This is a genomic window from Streptomyces brevispora (assembly GCF_007829885.1).
GTDB lineage: Bacteria > Actinomycetota > Actinomycetes > Streptomycetales > Streptomycetaceae > Streptomyces > Streptomyces brevispora.
Window position 1 is genome coordinate 234,529 of record NZ_VIWW01000001.1, and the last position, 20,454, is coordinate 254,982.

At 72.0% G+C, this 20,454-nt stretch carries 16 protein-coding genes; 3 read left to right on the plus strand and 13 right to left on the minus strand.

Going from position 1 to position 20,454, the window contains the following annotated elements; translation table 11 throughout:
* Window positions 1-10: 10 nt before the first annotated feature.
* The 12 genes from FHX80_RS01110 to FHX80_RS01165 all read right to left on the minus strand — a co-directional run bounded on the left by FHX80_RS01110 (window position 11) and on the right by FHX80_RS01165 (window position 16,890).
* Window positions 11-1,243 (minus strand): ATP-grasp domain-containing protein, encoded by a 1,233-nt coding sequence (locus FHX80_RS01110; RefSeq protein ID WP_145762364.1) that lies wholly within the window; start codon window positions 1,241-1,243, stop codon window positions 11-13.
* Between the two features lie 2 nt (window positions 1,244-1,245).
* Entirely contained in the window at window positions 1,246-1,782 is a 537-nt protein-coding gene (locus FHX80_RS01115; RefSeq protein WP_145762365.1) for a flavin reductase family protein, read from the minus strand.
* On the minus strand, window positions 1,779-3,137 hold the full coding sequence (locus FHX80_RS01120) for an LLM class flavin-dependent oxidoreductase (RefSeq protein ID WP_145762366.1): 1,359 nt from the start codon (window positions 3,135-3,137) through the stop codon (window positions 1,779-1,781). Before FHX80_RS01120 ends, FHX80_RS01115 begins: the two co-directional genes overlap by 4 nt.
* Before the next feature lie 84 nt (window positions 3,138-3,221).
* Complete coding sequence (locus FHX80_RS01125; RefSeq protein WP_145767015.1) at window positions 3,222-4,181, minus strand: D-2-hydroxyacid dehydrogenase family protein; 960 nt, start codon at window positions 4,179-4,181, stop codon at window positions 3,222-3,224.
* Between the two features lies 1 nt (window position 4,182).
* Entirely contained in the window at window positions 4,183-5,178 is a 996-nt protein-coding gene (locus FHX80_RS01130; RefSeq protein ID WP_145762367.1) for a dipeptide epimerase, read from the minus strand.
* Window positions 5,175-6,557 (minus strand): DUF6025 family protein, encoded by a 1,383-nt coding sequence (locus FHX80_RS01135; RefSeq protein ID WP_145762368.1) that lies wholly within the window; start codon window positions 6,555-6,557, stop codon window positions 5,175-5,177. Before FHX80_RS01135 ends, FHX80_RS01130 begins: the two co-directional genes overlap by 4 nt.
* Complete coding sequence (gene acnA / locus FHX80_RS01140) at window positions 6,554-9,064, minus strand: aconitate hydratase AcnA (protein WP_145762369.1); 2,511 nt, start codon at window positions 9,062-9,064, stop codon at window positions 6,554-6,556. Before acnA ends, FHX80_RS01135 begins: the two co-directional genes overlap by 4 nt.
* Window positions 9,061-10,506, minus strand: a complete 1,446-nt coding sequence (locus FHX80_RS01145) for a citrate/2-methylcitrate synthase (RefSeq protein WP_208764560.1) — start codon at window positions 10,504-10,506, stop codon at window positions 9,061-9,063. Before FHX80_RS01145 ends, acnA begins: the two co-directional genes overlap by 4 nt.
* A gap of 35 nt (window positions 10,507-10,541) precedes the next feature.
* Window positions 10,542-12,116 (minus strand): amino acid adenylation domain-containing protein, encoded by a 1,575-nt coding sequence (locus FHX80_RS01150; protein ID WP_145762370.1) that lies wholly within the window; start codon window positions 12,114-12,116, stop codon window positions 10,542-10,544.
* Window positions 12,117-12,346: 230 nt separating this feature from the next.
* The gene (locus tag FHX80_RS01155) at window positions 12,347-12,967 is read right to left on the minus strand and encodes an RraA family protein (RefSeq protein ID WP_145762371.1); all 621 of its coding nucleotides are present in this window, start codon (window positions 12,965-12,967) and stop codon (window positions 12,347-12,349) included.
* Window positions 12,964-15,600 (minus strand): WD40/YVTN/BNR-like repeat-containing protein, encoded by a 2,637-nt coding sequence (locus FHX80_RS01160; protein ID WP_145762372.1) that lies wholly within the window; start codon window positions 15,598-15,600, stop codon window positions 12,964-12,966. The genes FHX80_RS01155 and FHX80_RS01160 overlap by 4 nt, the downstream gene beginning before the upstream one ends.
* A 66-nt stretch (window positions 15,601-15,666) precedes the next feature.
* On the minus strand, window positions 15,667-16,890 hold the full coding sequence (locus tag FHX80_RS01165; protein WP_145762373.1) for an MFS transporter: 1,224 nt from the start codon (window positions 16,888-16,890) through the stop codon (window positions 15,667-15,669).
* A 579-nt stretch (window positions 16,891-17,469) separates the two neighbouring features.
* Between FHX80_RS01165 and FHX80_RS01170 the strand changes: the two genes are divergently transcribed.
* Together FHX80_RS01170 and FHX80_RS01175 are read left to right on the plus strand one after the other, a co-directional pair.
* Entirely contained in the window at window positions 17,470-18,288 is an 819-nt protein-coding gene (locus FHX80_RS01170; protein WP_167523344.1) for a sensor histidine kinase, read from the plus strand.
* Window positions 18,285-18,965 carry a response regulator gene (locus FHX80_RS01175; RefSeq protein WP_145762375.1) on the plus strand — a complete coding sequence of 227 codons (681 nt, stop codon included), beginning with the start codon at window positions 18,285-18,287 and terminating at the stop codon, window positions 18,963-18,965. Before FHX80_RS01170 ends, FHX80_RS01175 begins: the two co-directional genes overlap by 4 nt.
* A 104-nt stretch (window positions 18,966-19,069) precedes the next feature.
* Here the strand turns inward: FHX80_RS01175 and FHX80_RS01180 are convergent, their stop codons facing one another.
* Window positions 19,070-19,756, minus strand: a complete 687-nt coding sequence (locus FHX80_RS01180; RefSeq protein WP_145762376.1) for a GNAT family N-acetyltransferase — start codon at window positions 19,754-19,756, stop codon at window positions 19,070-19,072.
* Between the two features lie 8 nt (window positions 19,757-19,764).
* Between FHX80_RS01180 and FHX80_RS01185 the strand changes: the two genes are divergently transcribed.
* Window positions 19,765-20,451: a fumarylacetoacetate hydrolase family protein gene (locus FHX80_RS01185; protein ID WP_145762377.1), complete on the plus strand. Its 687-nt coding sequence runs from the start codon at window positions 19,765-19,767 to the stop codon at window positions 20,449-20,451.
* Window positions 20,452-20,454 lie beyond the last annotated feature (3 nt).

Here is a 20,454-nt window from a genome sequence, read left to right on the forward strand (position 1 = left end):
GGGGTGGTGGTCAGCGCCACGCCGTGTTCTGCTGCCACCAGTCCAGCGCCTCCGCGAGGAGCTTGCGGACCGCTTCCGCGGTGGCCGCCTGAACGAAGACCGTGGCTGCCGCGTCCGTGACATGCTCCACGCCCTTGCGCCGGGTGCCGGGAGCCAGCAGCAACTCCACCTCGGCGCCCGGCACGGGGCAGGGCCCCGCGGGTGGTACGAACTCGCCGTGGCCCGGGGGCAGCAGCACCCAGCCGACGGCGACAGCGGGAGCGGCCGGCTGCTCGGCGAGGGCAAGGGGCGCGCCGCACTGCGCGCGCAGGCCCTCCCGGGCCAGCTGGACACCAAAGGCGCGCTCGTACGCCTCGGCTATCAGCCCACCGCCCGCGCGGCTGGCGATCTCGCACAGCACCGGCACTCCGTCGGGCGAGATCCACGCCTCCAGGTGGAAGGCGAGCGGGTGCGGGGCGGCGGGCAGGGCCGCTATCACGTCCTCGGCCATCTTCCGCATGACCGTCGTCCGCGGGTCGTCGGGCGCCAGCAGCACACTGCCGATGTGCAGTTCGTCGTGGATGCGCTCGGCGAGGCCGCCGCTGTACTGGCTGGGCCAGGCGTGCACGACGCGGCCGTCCCGCATGATGCCGTCGACGTGGAAGAACTCCCCCGTCGCATAGCCCTCGACCATCCACTGCCCCGGAAGGTAGGGGATGTCCGAGGTGCGTTCGCGGGACAGGAACGCGTTCACGTCGTCCGGGTCGCGCAGGATCGCCACGCCCTCCGCGCCCGCGCCGAGCCGTGGCTTCGCCACCACCGGGAAGCCCTCGGCCGCGATGAAGTCCAGCAGGTCCGTCGTGCTGTCGACCGGGGCGAAGGCGGGAACCGTGATGCCGGCCGCCCGCGCCAGCCGCTTCATCACCACCTTGTCGCGGTACGCCGTCGCCGAGGCGGTGTCCTGGCCCGGCAGCCCGAGGCGGCCGCGCAGCCGGGCCGCGCGCAGCACATCGCTCTCGCTGGTGCTGGCGACAAGGTCGGCCCCGTACCGAAGGGCGGCCTCCTCGGCGGCCTGCTCGGTGGACCAGCCGTGGTAGTCGTCCACCAGGTGGTGCATCGGGAAGTGCTCGGTCAGCGTCTCCTCGTCGCCGGCCACCGCCTTCGGCGCGGTCAGGAGGATCACGTCGGCCGCGGTGGAGTCGAGCCACTCCTGCAGTGGCCGCTTGGTGAGCGGCTGGCGGGAGAGCAGCAGAACTTTGGGCATGGTCAGGTCCTCGCAGGAGTGGGGGCGGTCACCGGCCGTAGATCCCTGTGCAGATGCACCAGGCTGTCGCCGGGCGTTCCGTGCCGTGCGTATTCGACGGCTCCCACCAGCAGATGGTGGTCACCGAGCCGCAGTTGCTCGTACGGGGAGCAGACCAGCCAGCTCAGGCAGTCGTCGAGCAGCGGCACCCCGTGCGGGCCGGGGTGCCAGGCGGTGGGCGGCGCGAACCGGTCGCCGGGCCGCGCGAACCGCATCGCCGTCTCCGCCTGGTGGGCGCCGAGCAGCTGGATGCCGAACCGGCCGCAGTCCTTGACCCGGGCCCAGGTGGTGGAGGTCTCGGCAAGCGTGACGGAGACCAGGGCCGGGTTCGCGCTGACCGAGGTGAACGAGGTCACGGTCACGCCGACCGGTCCGGCCTCGTCGGCGGCGGTCAGCACGGCGACCCCGGCAGCGTGCGCCCGCAGCACGGAACGCAGTTCGCCGCCGCCGACGGTGCCGGTGCCGGTGCCGGTGCCGGTGGCCGTACCGGGGACGGTCACCGACCGCTCCCCGCTGCCGCCGAGCCGAACGAGGGACGGGGCAGCCCCAGGTTCTCCCGGAGCGTCGTGCCCTCGTACTCGGTGCGGACCAGGCCGCGGCGCTGCAGTTCGGGCACGAGCAGGTCGACGATCGCGTCGAGGCCGCCGGGGTGGTAGTCCGGCATGATGTTGAAGCCGTCGGCTGCTTCGCTCACGAACCACTCCTCCAGCTGGTCCGCGATGGTCTCGGGGGTTCCGAGGAGGAAGCGGTGACCGCGGCCGGCCGCCACGGACAGGTACAGCTCCCGGATGGTGAGGCCCTGCCGCCGCGCCTGCTCGTAGATCATCTGCTGCTTGCTGGTGCTGCCCTCGGTGGCCGGCAGTTCGGGCAGCGGGCCGTCCAGCGGGTAGCCGGAGATGTCGACCATGCCGAGCTGGTAGGACAGCATGCCGAGGCCGACGACCGGGTCGACCAGCGACTGCAGGGTCTCGTACTTGTCCTCGGCCTCGGCCCGGGTGCGGCCGACGACTATGAACGCACCGGGGAGGATCTTGACGTCGTCGGGGTTGCGGCCGTAGTCCGCGACCTGCTTCTTCAGGCCCCGGTAGTAGACCTGAGCCCGGTCCAGGGTCTGCTGCACGGTGAAGACGACCTCGGCCCAGCGGGCGGCGAAGTCCTGGCCGTCCGGGGAGGATCCGGCCTGCACGATCACCGGGTAGCCCTGCGGCGGACGCGCCACGTTCAGCGGGCCCTTCACCGAGAAGTGCTCGCCCCGGTGGCCGAGGATGTGCAGCTTCTCCGGGTCGAAGAAGCGGCCCGACTCCTTGTCGTAGAGGAAGGCGTCGTCCTCCCAGCTGTCCCAGAGGCCGGTGACGACCTCCATGAACTCGCGCGCCCGGTGGTAGCGCGCGGAGTGCTCCGGCTGCTTGTCCAGGTTGTAGTTGCGGGCCTCGGCATCGGTCGCGGAGGTCACCACGTTCCAGCCGGAGCGGCCCGCGCTGAGGTGGTCGAGCGAGGCGAACTGCCGTGCCACGGTGAAGGGTTCGTTGTACGTGGTCGAGGAGGTCGCCGTCAGGCCTATGTGCGTGGTGTGCACGGCGAGCGCGGACAGCAGCGTCAGCGGCTCGAAGTGGACCATGCGGCCCTGCCGGCTGAGCTCGTCCGCGTCCTTGTACTTGGTGCGTACGCCGGCACCGTCGGACAGGAACACCATGTCGAACCTGCCGCGTTCGGCGGTCTGCACCAGCGAGCGGTAGTAGTCGAAGTCGAGTCCGCCGTCGGGCCGCGCCTCGGGGTGGCGCCAGGCGGCGACGTGGTGTCCGGGCGCGGGCAGGAAGGCGCCGAGTTTCATCATGCGGCGGTGCGGGCTGCTCACCGGGGGTTCTCCAAGTGGGTGGGGTTGCGGGTCTTCGGGGGTGTACGAGGCCGGGGGCACCCCCGGCCTCGTAGCGCAACGGCGTCAGCCGAGGCGGCGGACCGGTGCGCCGGCCAGATAGGCCTCGATGTCCTCGACCGCGTGGCCGTAGTACGTGCGGTAGTTGTTCCCCGAGACGTAGCCGAGGTGCGGGGTGGCCAGCAGGCGGGGTGCGGTGCGCATCGGGTGATCGGCGGGCAGCGGCTCCACGTCGAAGACGTCGACTCCCGCTCCGGCGATCCGGCCCTCGTGCAGTGCGGCGAGCAGGGCGTCCTGGTCGACGAGGCCCGCCCGGGAGGTGTTGACCAGGTAGGCGGTGGGCCTGAGCAGGGCCAGTTCGGGGGCCCCGAGAATTCCGCGGGTGCGGTCGCTCAGCACGAGGTGCAGCGAGACGAAGTCACTGGTCTCCAGCAACTCCTCTTTCGAGGATGCCAGTTGGACACCGACCTCGTCCGCGCGCTCCTTGGTGAGGTGGTGGCTCCAGGCCGTCACCTCCATGCCGAAGGCGAGGCCGACCTGCGCCACCCTGCTGCCGATCTTGCCGAGGCCGAGCAGCCCGAGCCGGCGGCCGTGCAGATCGGCGCCGACGGTGGACTGCCAGGGGCCGCCGGAGCGCAGCGCGTTGTTCTCGGTGACCAGGGAGCGGGCAAGGCCCAGGAGCAGCGCCCAGGTCAGCTCCACCGGCGGGGTGGAGGTGCTCTTGGTGCCGCACACGGTGACGCCGTTGCGCTCGGCGGCCGCGTAGTCGATGACCGAGTTGCGCATGCCGGAGGCGATGAGCAGCTTGAGCCGGGGCAGCCGGTCGAGGAGGGACGCGGGGAAGGGGACGCGTTCGCGCAGGGTCACGACGATGTCGAAATCCGCGAGTGCGGAGGCGAGTTCGTCCTCGGACGCGAAGTGCTCGGTGAAGCTGACGACCTCCGTCCTGTCCTGGACCGGGGTCCAGTCGGCCAGGGTGGTGGCGACGTCCTGGAAGTCGTCGAGCACGGCGCAGCGCAGCCGCATGTCAGTCCTCTCCACGGGGTTGGTTGACGGGGGTGGCGCCGATGCCGGGCTCCTCGGGCAGCGTGAGGTCGCCGCGGTCGATGCGTACGCCGGTGAACGGGTCGTCGAGCAGACCGACGGGACCGTCCAGGTCCAGGTGGTCGGCGAGACCCGCGAGCTGTGCCATGGCGGTGGTGCCGAGGGCGCTCTCCACCTTGCAGCCGAGCATAGTCCGCAGGCCGCAGGCCCTGGCGAGCAGCAGCATCTCGTGGGCCCTTGCGAGCCCGCCGCACTTGAGCAGCTTGATGTTGATGCCGCTGACCCGGCCGCGCAGCCTCAACACGTCCTCGGGGCCCGCGCAGTCCTCGTCGGCGAAGACGGGGACCGTCGAGCGCTCGTGGACGTACTGGAGGTCGTCGAGCGCACCGGGTGCCACGGGCTGTTCCAAGAGCTCGACACCGTGACGGTCCAGCTCCTCGGCGACCCGCAGGGCCTGGTCGGGGGTCCAGGAGCCGTTGCCGTCGATGCGGATGCGGCCGCCGTAGACCGAGCGGAGCACTCCGGCGCGGCTGCCGTCGTCCTCGGGGGTGAGCTTGAGCTTGAGGATCGGCCAGTCGGCCAACTCACGTGCCTGTTGGACGAGTTCCTCGTCAGGGCAGGCGCCGATGGACAGGGCGGTGGGCTCCATGGGCAGGCCGTCGAGCCCGAGGAGGCGGTGCAGGGGCTGCCCGGTGGCCTTGCCCAGCAGGTCGTGCAGCGCCATGTCGAGGGCGGCCCGGGTCGCCTGGGTCACCTGGAGGCGCTCCAGCGCGGCGCGCATCCCGTACGGGGACGCGTCGGCGAGGAGCGGGGCGCAGCCGTCGAGTTCCGCCGGGGTGGCGCCGCGCGAGGTGCCGTGTCCGAGCAGGCCCTCCCAGTGGAGCTCGACGATGCTCTGGCGCACCTCGGTGGTGGTGCCGGTGTTGCTGACGAACGGTTTCTTCAGGGCGATGACGACCTCGTGGTGGCTGAGTCTCATCCCAGTACCTCTTCGAAGGCCGCGACGGCGCCGCACGCCTGGCGGAAGGTGAGTTCCCGGAATCCCTCGGGCTGCACAGGGACGGCCGGGTCCCGCGGGGTGCCGTCGGCGGGCACTCCGCTGCCGGCGCGGAAGCGGCCGCGCAGGTAGTCCGAGAGCCGGTCGCGGTTGCCGTCGAGCCAGGTCAGGGTCGTGTCGTACGAGGCTTCGGGGCCGGCCGCCCGCACCGAGCGGAACAGCTCGGCCAGCACCTCGGTGTCGTCCGGCGATGTGCTGGGCGGGCAGAGCATGAACGCCTGGGCGGGCAGCAGTACGAAGGCCGTCGGGCTCGCCTCGTCGAAGTGCCGGACCAGTGGATCGGTGATCGCACGCAGTGAGCGCACCGTGGAGCGGCGGGACAGATAGCCGCCGCGCCGGGGCGGGCAGCCGGCCATCGCCCGTGCCCCCCAGTGGAGATGGGTGATGAACGGGCTCTCGGGGGCGCCGGCCGGGGTGTCCGGGTGGTGCGTGTCCAGCAGCGCGAACAGCACGTTGGTGAGCTGCAGCGACATCACCGGGAGCACCGGCGGCAGTTCGGGCAGCCGGGCGAAGAACTCGGCCGGCTCCACCAGCGCGCGCACCGCGAGCATGACCGTCTCGGCGAGGGCGCGGGCGGACGGGTAGTGGTGGCCGTCGAGCCGATAGCCCGTGCCGTCCGGCCTCAGATCGCAGCGCGCCACCTCGCCGTCCAGCCGCACCGCCTGGCTGATCAGCTCGGCGAACGCCTGGTTGCGGCCTTGGGCCGCGGCCTGTTCCAGGAGCAGGGTGAGCATGTCGGTGACGAGCGGCGCGTTGGCGGTGAGGGGTGCGGCCCACTGCTTGAAGCGGTAGCGGCCCGGCAGGGCGAGCATGCGCTGCCAGTGCAGTTCGACCAGGGGGACGAGTTGACCGTCCACCTCGGCCTGCACCAGGGGGCAGAACAGTGCCTTGCCGCGGTCCCGGCGCACGAAGCCGGTGCCGTCCCAGGTGTACAGCGGCAGGGTGTGCCGTTTGCCCTGGTCGATGAGCGAGCCCGGCTGGTAGGCCTCGTCGCCGCCCTCCGTCTCGGCCTCGGTGCGGGTGAAGCCGTAGATCAGCGGATAGCCCCAGCCGCCGCCGCAGATCGCGGTGTTGAAGTCCATCGGTCCGGACCGTCCGGCCGCGATGTCCTCCCAGTTGCCCAGGTGGCCGGTGCGCGGGGGCAGCAGGGCGGGGTCGGCGTCGAGCGCGTCGAGCACCGTGCCGACGGGTACGTCATGGGTGCCGACGTGCACCGGGACGAAGGTCTTCGTGCCGGCGGCGAGCGCCTCGGCGCCGGCGGCCTCGCGCAGGCCGAGGGTGTCGAGGATGTGCGCCGTCATCGCCCGGCCTCTCCTTCGGCCCGCAGCCGCTGGAGCAGGAACGGCAACGTGCCGCCCGCCAGCAGCACGTCCCACTCCCCCGCCGACGGCACATCGGTCCGTACGGTGAAGTCCTTGCCGCCCGCGGTGACGCGCACCTCGCCGGTCTCCCGCATCCGGTCCAGGTCGAGGGCGAACTTTTCGTGCCCGGTCAGCCCGAGCGCGGCCCAGCCCTGCGGGAGCAGCAGCGGCAGGATGCCCATCGCGCACAGGTTGGCGCGGTGGATGCGCTCGAAGCTCTCGGCGAGGACCGCGCGGACGCCCAGCAGCCAGGGGCCCTTGGCCGCCCAGTCGCGCGAGGAGCCCATGCCGTAGCTGTGGCCGGCCAGCACGACGAGAGGGGTGCCGTCAGCGGCGTACCGTTCGGCGGCCTCGAAGACGGGCAGTCGCTCGCCGGAGGGCAGGTGCAGTGTCGTGCCGCCGCTGTCGCCTTCGCCGACCAGGTGGTTGCGCAGCCGCGGGTTGCTGAAGGCGCCGCGGGCCATGACCTCGTGGTTGCCGCGCCGGGAGCCGTAGGAGTTGAAGTCGCGCACCTCCCGCTCGGCCAGGTGCCGTCCGGCGGGCGAACCGGCGGGTATCGCGCCGACCGGGGAGATGTGGTCGGTGCTGATGTCGTCGCCGAGTGCCAGCAGGGCGCGGGCGCCGGTCATCGAGGCGAGGGCGGGCGCCGGGTCGACGTAGACGGGGGGACGGATGTAGGTGGAGGACTCGTCCCAGGCGAACACCTCGCCGTCGGAGGCGGTGATCGCCTGCCAGGCGGCGCCGGGCGCCTCGTCCTGGGCGAATACCTCGGGAGTGATGAACTCGTCCTCCAGTTGCTGGAGTTCGCCGCTGTGTGGCCACAGGTCGCGCAGATAGACGGGGGCGCCGCCTGGGTCGGTGCCCAGTGGCTCGTTCTCCAGGTCGGCGCGGACCGTGCCGGCCAGTGCGAGGGCGACCACGAGAGCCGGGGAGGCGAGGTACCCGGCGCGCACCTGGGAGTGCACGCGGGACTCGAAGTTGCGGTTGCCGCTGAGCACGGCGGCCACCGTGAGGCCCGCGCGGTCCACGGCCTCGCCGACTCCGGGATTCAGCGGCCCGCTGCCGCCGTTGCAGGTCATGCAGCCGTAGCCGGCGACGTGGAAGCCGAGCTTCTCCAGATCGGGGAGGAGTCCGGAGTCCTCCAGGTATCGGGTGACCGCGCGGGAGCCGGGCGAGAGGCTGGTCTTGACGTGCGCGGGCACGTTCAGGCCGCGCTCGACGGCGCGCCGGGCGAGCAGTCCGGCGGCCAGCATCGCCTTCGGGTTGGAGGTGCTGGTGCAGGAGGTGATGGCGGCGATGACCAGGTCCCCGTCGAGGATTCCGGCCTCGCCGCGTACCTCGCCGGAAAGCAACGCCTCGAAGGAGGAGGGGAGTTCTCCCAGCGAGATTCGCTGGTCGGGGCGGCTGGGACCGGCGAGGCTGGGGCCGACCCGGCCGAGGTCGAAGTCGATGGTGCGGCCGAAGACGGGCTCGGGCCCGTCACGCAGCAGCCGCTGGGTACGGCAGTAGTCCCGTACGCGTGCGATGGCCGCCTCCGTGCGGCCGGTGCGGCGCAGATAGTCGAGGGTCTCCTCGTCGACCGGGAAGAACGCGGACATGGCGCCGTACTCCGGGGCCATGTTGGCGATGGTGCAGCGGTCGGGCGCGGAGAGTGCGGCGACGCCGGGCCCGGTGAACTCCAGCATCAGGGCCCGTACGTTCTCCTCGCGCAGTCTCTTGGTGAGTCCGAGGACGACATCGGTGGGCGAGGTACCGGGGCTCACCGCACCGGTGAGGCGGACCCCGACGATCGCCGGGACGCGCAGCGGCTGGGCGAGGCCCAGCATCTGCGCCTCCGCCTCCAGGCCGCCGACGCCCCAGCCGAGCACACCGAGGCCGTTGACCATGGTGGTGTGGCTGTCGGTGCCGATCACGGTGTCGGGGAACAGGGTGCCGTCCGCGCCTTCGGCGACCACGGTCGCGAGGCGCTCCAGGTTGACCTGGTGGACGATGCCGCGGCCCGGCGGGATGACCCGCAGTCCGTGGAAGGCGCCCTCGGCCCACTTCAGGAAGGCGTAGCGCTCCTGGTTGCGGGACATCTCCAGCGCCTCGTTGAGGCCGAGCGCGTCCGGCCGGCCGGCCCAGTCGGTCTGCACCGAGTGGTCGACGACGACGTCAATGGGCAGCGCCGGGTTGACCCGGCCGGGCACGGCGACACGGTCGCGCAACGCGGCGAGGTCGACGAGGAGCGGGATTCCGGTGTAGTCCTGCACCAGGATGCGGGCGGGGCGGAACTCCATCTCCAGGCCGGGTTCCTCGCCGGCCGCGAGCCGCTTGCCGAGGACGGCGGCCCGCTCCGGGTCGCCGGAGCGCAGCAGCGATTCGAGGAGTACGCGGCCGGTGTACGGGAGGGCCCCGAGGTCGAAGCCGTGGTCCTCGGCGAAGCCGGGAAGGTCGGTGCGGCTCATCGGGCATCGGCCCCCGGGTAGGTACGGCCCTGTGGTCCGACGTAGTCGAGCAGCGGACGGATCAGCACGTTGTTGGACTGCTGCTCCAGGGCCTGGGCGACCCAGCCGGGGGTACGGCCGACGGCGAACAGCGGGACGGCGAGGTCGTCGGGCAGACCGAGGAGGCGGTAGGCGAGACCGGCGTAGAGGTCGACGTTGGCGGCGACGCCGTGCCGGCCGTACGGGGACATCGCCGCGGCCACGGCGTCGAGGATGTCGAGGCCGCCGGTGTCGCCGCGCTCCTGGCTCAACTCGACGACGGTGGAGCGCAGATGGCGCACCCGGGGGTCCTCGGTCCGGTACACGCGGTGGCCGAAGCCCATCACGGGCTCGCCCCGGCCCTGCACCGCCGCGACATGCGCCTCGGCGTTCTCCGGGGTGCCGACCCGGTCGATGAGGCCGACGACGCGCTCGGCGGCGCCGCCGTGCACGGAGCCGGCGAAGGCCGCGACGGCGGCGGTGAGCGCGGCGGTCATGCCGGCCCGGCAGCCGATGGCGACACGTGCGGTGAACGCGGAGGCGTTGGAGCTGTGGTCGGCGTGGACGATGAAGCCCTTGTCGATGAACCGCACCGCGGCCGGGGTGGGCCGCTCGCCGAGCAGCACGGTGAGGAACGCCTCGGCGTGGGTGGCGCCCTCGGCGGGCCGCAGCGGCTCGCGGCCGCTGCGGAAGGCGTGGTGGGCGGCGACGATCATCGGTATCCGTGCGATCAGCTCGATACCGGCCTCTCGCGCCTCGTCGTAGCTCTCGTCGGTGCCGGCCGCGCGGCGCGGCGCGTGGGCGCCGAGGGCGGAGACACAGGTGCGCAGGGCGTCCATGGGGTGGGCGTGCGCGAGAGAGCGGGCCAGGTCCAGGACGGGTTGCGGCAGTTCACGGGCGGCGCTCAGCTGCTTGGCGAAGGCCTCCAGGGCGGCGGCGTCGGGGAGTTCGCCGTGCACGAGGAGATGGGCGACCTCCTCGAAGGAGGCCTGCTCGGCCAGGTCGTGGATGCTGTAGCCGCGGTATTCGAGGGTGCCGGCGGCGCCGTCGATACGGGTGACGGCGGTCTGGTCGAAGACGACGCCCTCGAGTCCGCGGTGGACGGTGCGGCGGCCGGCGGGGGCCTTCGCCGGGGTCTCGGCCACCCCCCGGACCGTTCCCCCGGCGGCAGTTCGGTCCGCGCCCTCGCGGGTGGTCCCCTCGGCGTTCCGGGCAGCGGCGAACCCCCGGATCGCGGCGACCGAACGGAGCTCCAGCGTGAGGTCGTCGTCGACCTCGACGCCGTACGCCTCCTCGATGGCGACCATCAGCGAGACATGGCCGAGCGAGTCCCACTCCCTGATCGACTGGTATTCGAGCCCGTCGGTGACGCGGTCCTCGGTGATCCCGAGGGTGTGCGCTATGAGCTGGTCGGCGTTGCTCACGGTGGCCTTTCTGCGGAGGTGGCGTGGGGGCGGGGTCAGCCGCGGGAGGTGGAGATCTCGTCGAGCCGGCGGCGCAGCGCAGCCCGGTCGACCTTGCCGTTGCCGTTGACCGGCATCTCCTCGACCAGATGTACCGAGCGGGGGGCCATGTAGGCCGGCAGCGAGCTGTCGCAGGCGGCGGCCAGCGTGGCCGTGTCCGCCGCGCCGGAGACGACGGCGGTGATGGTCTCCGGGTCGGGCCAGAGCAGCGCGACGGCTTCGACGGCGCCGGCGCGACGCAGCACGGCCTCGATCTCGCCCAGTTCGATGCGGTAGCCGCCGACCTTGACCTGCTGGTCGTTGCGCCCCAGGCAGACGTATTCGCCGTCCTGGAACCGGACGAGGTCGCCGGTGCGGTAGTAGGTCTGCCCGGCGTGCGTGAAGTAGCGCTCGGCGGTGATCTCGGGGGCCCGCCAGTAGCCGGGGGTGGTCTGCGGCCCTGCCATGCAGAGCTCGCCGCTCCCGCCGTCGGGTACGGGGTTCAGCTCGTCGTCGACGACCAGGGGCCGGAGTCCGGGGTAGGGCTGCCCGATGGGCACGTTGTCGTGCACACAGGCGGCCGGGCTGGTGGCCGGGTCCCAGCGGTGCACCGTACAGGCGATGGTCAGCTCCGTCGGCCCGTACAGGTTCTCCACGACCGACTGCGGGGCGGCGGCCTGCCAGTCCTCGGCGGTGGCGCGGGGCAGTGCCTCGCCGCAGAAGAGGCTCCAGCGGAGCGTGGGCATGCTGCCCGGCTTGAGCACCCCGCGTCTGCGCAGCATGGCGGCGACGGAGGGCACCGAGAACCAGACGGTGATCCCGTTCCGTTCCAGGTACTTGAAGGGCGCGAGGATCTCGATGGGGTCCATGGAACAGACGCGGGCGCCGTGCTCCCACGCCATGAAGAGGTCGAAGACCGACAGGTCGAAGGTCTGGTCGAAGGTCTGGGTGAGCCGGTCCTCGGGCGTCAGCCGGTACCTGGCCTGGTTGGCCTCCAGGAAGGCTCGGACATTGCCGTGGGTGACGGGCACTCCCTTCGGGGTCCCGGTGCTGCCGGAGGTGAAGAGCAGATAGGCGATGTCGTCCCGGGACACCTCGGGCAGCCGCACCAGCGGCGCGGCCGCGGCGAGATCGACCGCGTCGGCCACGCGCGCACCGCCGAGGTCGCCCGCCTCCCCGCGTACGACATCGGGAAGCAGCACGAGGGGCTTGCCGGGCAGGCCCCGCAGGATCTCGGCGAGCCCGGGCAACGAACCGGCGTCGACGATCAGCGCGTCGACATCGGCGCGCTCCAGCATGGAACGGGTGCGCTCGGCGGGGAACTTCCGGTTGAGCGGCACGAAGGCGGCGCCGGCGAGCAGCGCGGCGGCGGCGCCGAGATAGGAGGCCTCACTGCGGTGGGCGAAGACGCCGACGCGGCGCGGCCGCCCACCAGCCGCCTCGACGAGCACACCGGCCCACCGCCGGGCGATGCCGGCGGCCTCCTCGTAGCTGTATTCACGGCGCCCGACGGTCAGGGCGACGCTTTCGGGCCGGAGGCACGCGTGGTCGAGCAGCCCGGCGCCCAGGCGCGGGTTCAGTGCTGTGGTCATGTCGATCCGTACACATCGGCAACGGGACGTGACCGACGCTAATGGCGGCTTCCGGGGCCCGGACCGGTTGCGCGCGCTGAACCCCTTAACCCTCTTAGAAGAGAAAATCCCGTTGTGCTCAATCGCTGTGCGATCCGACCGCGGGGCAGCGAATTCCATGGAAAGAGCGAGTGGCCGACGGTCCGGAGACCGTCGGCCACTCGCTCACATGGACATGGACCGAAGGGAATTCAGTCGGTGAAGCCCTGTTCGCTCAGCGCCTTCTCGATGCGCGCACGGTGGTTCGCCTCCCAGGCGTCCAGGGTCTCGTCCGCCTCCTTGGCCAGCTTGGCCCGGGCGCCGGACAGGGTGCCGGAGGCCTTGGCCGACGGTGTGACGACCACGCCCTCCTCGTCGGCGACCACGATGTCGCCGGCGTGGATGAGCACACCGCCGACCCGGGCCGGCTCACCCAGGGTGCCCAGCTTCTTCTTCGCGCCGGGGATCGGGATCACACCCCGCGAGAAGACCGGGAAGCCGGCGTCTCTGACCTCCGCCAGATCCCTGATCACGCCGTCCACGACGAAACCCACGATGCCCCGGCGCTGGGCGACGGCGCACACATTGCCGCCGGCCAGGGCGTGGTCCGTGTCGCCCGACTCGACGACGATCACCGAACCGGGATCGGCGCGGTAGATGGCGGCGTGCAGCATCAGGTTGTCCCCGGGTGCGCACTTCACCGTGTACGCCGGGCCCGCGATCCGCGGCGAGTCCCACAGCGGGCGGATGCCGGTGTCCATGACCTGCTCGCGGCCCAGCAGGTCCGCCAGGGTCGTGGTGGGTACGTCCTTGAATGCATCGATGTTCGTCATGTGTCTTTCTCCGGGCTGTAGAAGTGCTGCTCCCAGGTGGTGCCGCCGTCAGCGGTCGACAGTATGGTGCCCTCGTCGCCGATGATCCAGAGGGCCTCGGGCGAGAGGACCCGGACGTTCCAGAGGGACACTCCCGCGCCTGTGGCCGTCAGGGTCCAGGTCAGGCCCCCGTCGAGGGTCAGTACGGCTGTGTCGCTGCGGCCCACCGCCATGCCGGTCCGGCCGTCCGGGGTGAAGTGCACGGCGGTGAGGTTCTGTCGGGTCGGGCCGCTGATCCGCCGCCAGGTGGCGCCGCCGTCCCGGGTGTGCGCGACGACGCCCTTGTGGCCGACCGCCCACGCCGTCCGCGGGTCCACCGCGTGCACGTCGATCAGGTCGTCCTCGCCGCCGCTGTCCTGGCTGGTCCAGGTGGCGCCGCCGTCGGTGGTGGCGAAGACCGTGCCGCCCGTGCCCACCGCCCAGCCCGTGGCCCCGTCCGCGAAGTCGACCGCCCACAGGCCGCAGTCCTGGTGGGGGCTGGTCTGGTGGGTCCAGGTGGCGCCGCCGTCGGTGGTGGCGAGGACGGTACCGCCGTCGCCGACCGCCCAGGCCGTCAACGCGTCCGGGCGTACGTGGACTTCGATGAGGTCCTTGGTGCTGCCGCCGGCCTGTCGCGCCCAGGTCGTCCCCGCGTCCCTGGTCACCAGGATGGTGCCGGCCCGGCCCACGGCCCATGCGGTCGAGCGGTCGGCCGGCGAGACCGAGTAGAGGTTCGCCGCGGTGCCGCTCGGCTGCGGCGCCCAGCGGGCCCCGTCCCGGCGGGCCAGTACCGTACCGCCGTCGCCGACCACCCAGCCGTCCCGGCCGCCGGGGAAGAGGTGGGCTCCGTACAGGTTGCGGCCGGTGCCGGCGACGCGCGAGGACCAGGTCGCGCCGCGGTCCGTGGTGGCGATCACTGAACTGCCGTCGCCGACCGCGTACACCTGGCTGCCGTCGGGTGCCGCCCAGACCGCCTTCAGGTTGTCCACGACGCCGGCGGCCCGGCGGGTCCAGCTCGCGCCGCCGTCCTCGGTGGCCAGGACCGTGCCGCCGTCGCCGACCGCCCAGCCGTGCTCGCCGGCATCGGTGAACGCGACGCCCCGGAGCGGGACTTCGACCCCGGCGTCCTGCGCCTGCCAGGTGACGCCGGCGTCTTTCGTGGTCAGTACGGTGCCGGCGCCGCCGACGACACGGGCGGCGCCGTCGGTGCCGGCGTGGACATGGGTCAGGGTCTGCCGGGTCGGGGTGTCCTGCCTGGTCCAGGTGGCGCCGCCGTCGTCGGTGGCGAGGACCGTGCCCTCGGCGCCGACCGCCCAGCCCTGCTTGCCCTCGGGGGCGAAGGCGACGCTCAGGAGGGGCAGTTCGGTGGGGGTGGCGGCCGGGTGCCAGGTGCGGCCGCCGTCCTCGGTCCGCAGGACCGTGCCGCCGTCACCGGCCGCCCAGCCGCGCTCGTCCTCGAAGTGCACGGCGTACAGGGGCCGTCCGACGGCATCCTGGCGGGTCCAGCTCACCCCGCCGTCCTCGGTCGCGAGGATCGCGCCCGTGTCGGCCACCGCCCAGCCGCGTCGGGCGTCCGCCAGGAAGACGACGTCCCAGATCAGTTCGCCGGTCCCGGTCCCGCCCACCTGCCAGGTGGCGCCGCCGTCCGCGCTGGCCGCCAGCAGACCGTCCCGGCCCATCGCCCAGCGGGCGGAGCCGGATCCGTACACACTGGTCAGGTCCTTGTGCATGCCGTCGAGTTGCGGGCTCCAGGTCTCGCCGCCGTCGCCCGTGGCCAGGATCAGGCCGCAGTCACCGACCATCCAGCCGTGCCGCGCGTCCGGCATCAGCGCGAGCGAGACCACGTCCGCGGCGGTGCCGCTGTGCTGCGGCGCCCAGGTGCGGCCGCCGTCGTGGGAGGCGAGGACCGCGCCGTCGTCGCCGGAGGTGCGGACCTCCCGGCCGTCCGGTGCCGCCCACAGCCCGTACAGGTCGAGGCCGGTCCCGGCGTCCTCGCGGATCCAGGTGGCGCCGCCGTCCTCGGAGCGCAGCAGGGTGCCCATCCGGCCGGCCGCCCAGCACAGCTCGCGCGAGACGGCGTAGATGCCGCGCAGGTCGTTCTCGGTGCCGCTCCGCTGCACCGTCCAGGTCCTGCCGCCGTCGGTGGTGGCGTGGATGGCCCCGTGCTTCCCGATGATCCAGGCGGTCCGGTCGTCCAGCGCGAAGCAGCGCGTGAAGCGGGTGTCGTCGGAGTGCTGCGGCTGCCAGCCGAGACCCCCGTCGGTGGAGACGAGGATGGTGCCGCTGTCGCCGACCGCCCAGCCGGTGCGGCCCGACGGCTCGAAGGAGACGCCGTAGAGGTTGCGGTCGGTGCCGGTGGAGCGGCGCTCCCAGGTGCGGCCGCCGTCCGTGGTGTGCAGGATCGTGCCGTCCCGGCCGGCTATCCAGCCGCGCTCGGTATCGGCGAAGCAGACCATGCGCAGGTCCTTGTCGGTGTCCCCCTGCGTGTGCCAGCGGGAGCCCCCGTCAGCGGTGGTGAGGATCATGCCTCCGTCGCCGACGGCCCAGCCGTGCATCTCGTCCACCAGGCAGACGCCTTGGAGGTTCACGCTCCGGGGGGCAATGGTGCAGATCATGGGCGGGCCTCGCTGTCTCTGGTGGTGCGTACTGCGGTGGCGGGGGGGGTACGGGACCGGCGGGCCTCAGGCAGTGGCCTGGGCGGGCTCCGCGGCGGCCCGGCTGCGTACCCCGCGGGCCACGACGGCCGGCATGGCGGCGCCCAGGACGGCGTACGACACGCCGAGGACGATCCAGCCGATCGTGCCGTGGTCGATGATCAGCCAGGCGAAGAGGGCGGGGGCGAACATCTTGCCGATGTCTCCGCCCATCTTGTACGTGCCCTGGTACTGGCCCTGGGCGTGGTCGGGCGCGAGGTCGAAGGTGATGGTCCAGCTGCCGGCGGCCTGGCGGATCTCGCCGAGCGCGTGCAGCAGGGCGCCGACCACCAGCAGCCCCACGGCCGCGATCACCCCCGTACTGCTGGTCAGGGCGAACACCAGGCACGCGACCGCGACGCAGCCGGCGCCCTGCAGGCTCGCCCAGGAGGCGGATCTGAGGTCGCCGGTGCCCCGGGCGGCCCTGGTCTGGAAGGCCACCACGAAGGCGGTGTTGATGAGGAGGATGACCGCGCTCATCCAGCGCGGGGCGTCGGTGTGGTGGATGACCCACAGCGGCAGGACGAGGTCGAGGAGCAGTGCGTGGGTGACGAGCAGCCCGTCCAGGGCGGTGAACATCAGGAACGGTACGTCGCGCAGTACCGCGAAGGCCGCGCCCGCCGAGGCCGGAACCGGAGGCACCGGCGCCTCCTTCACGGTGAGCAGGCCGGTGACGAGGAAGCAGAGCGCGGTGAACAGGACGGCGCCCTGGTACCCGATGCGTTCGCCCCAGGCCAGGACGAGGCCGGAGAGGCAGGCGCCGATCGCCATCGTCGCGTTGAGGGCGGCGCGGATGTACGCCATGACGTGCGCCCGGTTCTTCTGCGGGACGTTGGCCGCGATCATCGCCTTGCGGGCGTTGTTGGCCGCCCGGTACGCCAGCCCCTGCACCGAGGTGACCAGGAGGTACGACCAGAATCCGTGGACGAACAGCAGCCCCGCGGTCAGCGGCGCCAGCGACAGGAACGACCACATCTGCACGGAGCGCGGCCCGGTCCGGTCGGCGAGATGGCCGAGCGGGATGCTGGACATGAGGACGAGCGCGGCCGATATGCCGAGACTGACGCCGAGTTGACCCGCGGTGAGGTGGACCATCGTCACCGCGTAGATCGCGTTGATCGCCATCCACAGCCCTTGCCCCAGGCTCATCACCATGGTGATGACGGTGAGCAGCCGGACGGGGCCGGGCGGGGGGAGAATACGGGTCAGCACGGATCGTTTCCTGTCGCGGTCGTCCCTGTGAATTCCCTTCGGGACTTGGGGGTTTCCCCTCTCGCCGCCCGTCTCCCCCGCGGGAATGCCTGGCTCTCTGGACTCGCGGCAGGCAAGAGGCACCGCGGCACTGGCTACAGAGGCTAGATGACGGGTGTGAACGGACAACCGTTGTCACCACAAACCGACTTGACCCCGAAGACTTCGTTTATCTCGTAAATCCCAACAAGGTGCCGAAGCCTCGTCACCGCACCCGCGGGCCACACCGCCGCCCGTTTGCCGCACATCCGCACCACGTCCGGGGACCGATGCGGAAGTCGCCGCATCCCACATGCCCGATCGCGGTCGCCCAAGCCCGCCTACGGCCGGATCGTCCGACCGACCCCAGCCATCCACACACGTACAAAACACCCACATACTGGTCCAACTTGCGGGGTTTCAGAAGGAGTTACCCGGTCGGTCCTCATGGACGCACCGAACGACCTCTTTACCATTCCGGTCTTGCCGATACGACACCCTTCTGGATGCAATGGCATGTTCGCCTCACCAGCTGCCGACACCACAAGAAAGCTGCTCCCTGTGATCCATCACCTTCTTCCGACCGTCCCACAGGCACAAGCCGCACGACGCGGCCCAGATCTCAGTACGGCGCTCCTCCCCGGAGGCCGGAGCGAAGGTACGGAGCTCCTCCCCGACGGCCGCGAAGACGCCGCCCTGGTATCCCTGGAGCATGCGCTGCTGGACGCCCCGGGTGACGGCCGCTATCTCGCCGACGCTCGCATCCGACGCCACGAGCGGCGCAACGCACTGCACACGCTGCATGGCCTGATGGAACTCGCCCGGCACGCCGAGAAGCGCCCCGAGCTGCTCGCCGCTTCCCCCGGCATCCCGCTCGCCAAGGTCTCGGATGTCATCAGGCGGGTCCAAGACCCGCTGATCCGAGCCCAGTTGGTGGGCAAGACCCTGGCCGCCGGGGAGCGCGACATCGCGCTGCGCCTGGGTTCGGGGTCCTCTCTCAGCGGCCATCCCGAACGGGCCGGCGAGATCGCCACCGTGCTCGGCAACCTCATCGACAACGCCATGGACGCCGTGGCCTGCTTCGGCACTCCCGACCCACGGGTCGAGGTGTCCTTCCGCGACACCGGCTGCGGCGTCGAGCTCGGCGTCACCGACAACGGCACCGGCGTCTCACCGGACCTGCGCGAGCTGATCTTCGCCCGGGGCTTCTCGACGAAGCGACGCACCGGCGTACGGCCGCGGGGCGAAGGGCTCGCGCTGGTACGGGACATCGCCGGGGCGTACGGCGGCACGGTCGAGGTGGCCGACCGTGACGGCGGCGGCGCAGTGTTCACCGTACGGATGCCGCTGCTGTACGACATCGGGAGAAGCGCGCCGTGATCGATGTCCTGGTCGTCGACGACGACTTCTACGTGGCCAAGATCAATGCCCATTACGTCTCCGAGGTGCCCGGCTTCCGGGTCACGGGCATCGCACACAGCGCCGCCCCGGCACTCGCCGCCGTCGAGCGCGGCGGCATCGACCTGGTCCTCCTCGACCAGCACCTGCCCAACGAGAGCGGCCTGTCGCTGACCCGTCGACTGCGCCGTCAGGGGCACGACATCGACGTCATCATGGTCACCGCCGACTGCCGCCCCACCTCCGTGCGCGAGGCGCTGCGCGCCGGCGTACTGCACTACCTGGTGAAACCGTTCACCAGCGAGGGCCTGCGCGGCAGACTGGAGGCGTACGCACAGCTGCGCTCCACCGTCGACGACGGCGCCGAAATGGATCAGGCCGGCATCGACCGCATGGTCGGCGCGCTGCGCACGCCGGAGAACAGGCACGCCATACCCAAGGGCTTCTCGGACCGCACGGCCGCGCTGGTCTCGCGCATCGTAGGGGAATACGGCGCCGAGCGGCACATCTCCGCTCAGGAAGTGTCCGAACGCGCGAGGGTCAGCCGCTCCACCGCGCAGCGATACCTCAAGTTTCTCGCGGAGAACGGCACGTTACAGCTCACCCTGCGGTATGGGGAGAGCGGCAGGCCCGAGCACCTCTACTACTCGGGTGCTTGACGGCGACGCCCCGGTTCGATGCCCATGGCGTGGCCAGTCGGTGTCGGCGGGGTCGGCCCGAAGGTCTGCGACGACTTCGAGCGGGCTGTCAGGAGCCCGCCGGTTCAGAAGCAGTCGCCGTACCAGTGGACCGCGCCGGGCGCCGTGACCGTGGCCCGCACGGACTCGGCCGTGGCGTGCAGCGGACGGGCCATCCCCACGTGCTCCGTCATCTGCCGGGCCTCCGCCAGCAGGGCGGGGAGCGCGGCCCGCACGCCGGGAGTGGCGGAGAGCCGGACCCGGGCCCGGGTCAGTCCCGCCGCCCGGCCCCGGGAACCGACGGCGGCCAACAGCGCCCCCAGGCACCCGGCCGCACCCGCGAGCTCGCGCACCTCCACGCAGTCCCCCTCGTACCCGGCCGCCACCCAGCCGACGAGCGCGCCGGATACGGGGTCCTCCGCCACGAGCGACCGGTCGAGCGCGCCGTACCAGGCGGGGACGCGCACCGCCCAGTCCTCGGGAGCACGCAGCGAGCTGAGCGGCCGCTTCGCGTTGTACGCGTGGTGCAGCGCGGCCACCTCCACGGCGTCCCGCTCGGTGGCGCCCCGGACCCGGAACGCCCCGGCGGCGCAGGAACCGGCGGAGGAGGGGACGAGCGTCCCCTCGGTGTACGTGCCGGCGAACTCCCGCCAACCCGAGCTCCGGTAGACGCCGGGCGTCCCGGTGAACAGCAGGGACCAGGCGCACTGTTCGGCCGTCATGGTGCGCCCCGCCGCCACCAGCAGCCGTCGCACCAAGGGATAGCCAGGCATGTTCACCGATGAGGCCGCACTCGAAGAGCGGCTCAATCGGCGCCCCGGTGGCCCGGCCCTCCGCGCTGCTGTGCATCGGCCAGAACTGCGCGGCCCACGCGGCGGAGTCCGGTGCCGCGCCGCCCGAGCAGCCGATTCTCTTCCACAAGTCCCCGAACACGGTCGTCGGCCCGTACGACGACGTCCTCATCCCGCGGGGCTCGAAGAAGACCGACTGGGAGGTGGAGCTGGCCGTCGTCATCGGCCGTCGCGCCTCCTACCTGGACTCCCCCGTGGACGCCGCCGCGCACATCGCGGGATACGCGGTGAGCAACGACGTCTCCGAGCGCGCCTTCCAGCTGGAGCAGTCGGGCGGCCAGTGGTCCAAGGGCAAGAGCTGCGCCACCTTCAACCCGCTGGGCCCGGTCCTGGTGACGGCCGACGAGGTCGGTGACCCGCAGCAGCTGCGGCTGACCAGCCATGTCAACGGTGAGCCCCGGCAGGACTCCTCCACCGCGGACATGATCTTCAGCGTGGCGCATCTGGTGCACCATCTGTCGCAGTACCTGGTGCTGGAGCCCGGCGACATCATCAACACGGGTACCCCGCAGGGCGTGGCCCTGTCCGGCCGCTTCCCGTATCTGGGCCCGGACGACGTGATGGAGGCCGAGATCTCCGGCCTGGGCCGGCAGCGCAGCGTCTGCCGGCCCGCGTAGTCC